Origin of the sequence: Psychrobacter glacincola, from assembly GCF_965118485.1 — a bacterium.
GTDB lineage: Bacteria > Pseudomonadota > Gammaproteobacteria > Pseudomonadales > Moraxellaceae > Psychrobacter > Psychrobacter glacincola_D.
The window spans coordinates 1-1,277 of sequence record NZ_CBCPJH010000081.1; the positions used below are offsets into that span (position 1 = coordinate 1).

The following is a 1,277-nucleotide window of genomic DNA, read 5'->3' on the forward strand; positions in this document are numbered from 1 at the left end:
TGACCTATGCTGTCAAATCTGTAGACATTAACTTGGGAGATTTTAGTTACGCAGCCTGACGATAAAAGTCAAACCACATCTGTCTTGGCGTTTTATAGCCCAAACCCTTTTGAATCCTAGTCTGATTGTAATCTAGTTCGATATATTTAGTGATATCACTGATAGCTTCGAATCTTGTTTTATAGTCTTCGTGATACACCAACTCATTCTTTAATATGCCCCAAAAGCTTTCTATTGGAGCATTATCAAAGCAATTACCACGTCTGGACATTGAGCCCTTAAATCTATGTTTCTTAATGATCTTATGATACTCGTAACTACAGTACTGACTTCCTCTGTCAGAGTGAACAATCAGCGCTTGGCTGGGTCGTTTGTTCTTGATGGCCATATTAAGTGCACGGCAAACTAAATCTGCTGTCATACGCTTGTGGATAGCATAGCCGATGATCTCTTTAGTGTAGAGGTCTTTAACGCCTGCTAAGTATAGCCAACCCTCATCTGTCCATATGTAAGTGATGTCACTAACCCAAGCTTCGTTAGGACGACTGGTATCAAATTTTTGATCGAGCAGGTTTGGATAGATAAGCTTGTTATGGTTTGAGTTGGTGGTAACTTTAAAACGCTTGTGACGACGGCAAACAATGCCGTATTCCTTTTTGATTCGTCTGACCATGTATTGACTGATATGATGGCCTTGCCCTGCAAGATGAGCATGCAATCGCTCACAGCCATAGCGCTGCTTAGTTTCATCATGAGCTACGCGAACCAGCAGCTCACACTGGTTGCGGTGGATCTGCTGATTACTGACACCACGATTTATCCAGTTGTAATAGCTTGATGGCTTGACATCTAATACGCGACACATACAGGTAATGCTAAATATCTTCTGGTTATCTTTGATAAAGACGTACTTCATCAACTGTGTTTCGCGAAGTACGCCGTGGCCTTTTTTAGAATATCTCGCTCTTCCTGAGCAACTTTGAGATCACGTTTAAGACGTTTATTCTCTTCTATAATGGCCATGAGTTCAGGGTCATACTGCTTAGTGCCGATCAGCTTGCCTTCATTAGCTTTGTTTTGCCAGTTAGATAAGGTCTGCATGGCTATGCCTAGCTGCTTTGCAGTCGCTGAAACATTGCCATTATTATCTGCTATCTTTTTAACGGCTTCAGCTTTGAAAGCTGCACTATAGGTTCTGATTTTCTTAGTCATGATAAACTCCTCATTGAGTCGTTAGTTTACCAAGTTTGGTTCTACAGTTTTTTCAGCATAGCTCA

At 41.3% G+C, this 1,277-nt stretch carries 1 protein-coding gene; it reads right to left on the reverse strand.

Features of this window, described 5'->3' with window-relative positions:
• Positions 1 to 46: 46 nt before the first annotated feature.
• A protein-coding gene (locus tag ACMHKH_RS14605) for an IS3 family transposase (protein ID WP_413521347.1) occupies positions 47 to 1,212 on the reverse strand; the annotation gives its coding sequence in 2 pieces (ribosomal slippage) (positions 47 to 954 and positions 954 to 1,212; 1,167 coding nt in all).
• Between the last annotated feature and the right edge of the window lie 65 nt (positions 1,213 to 1,277).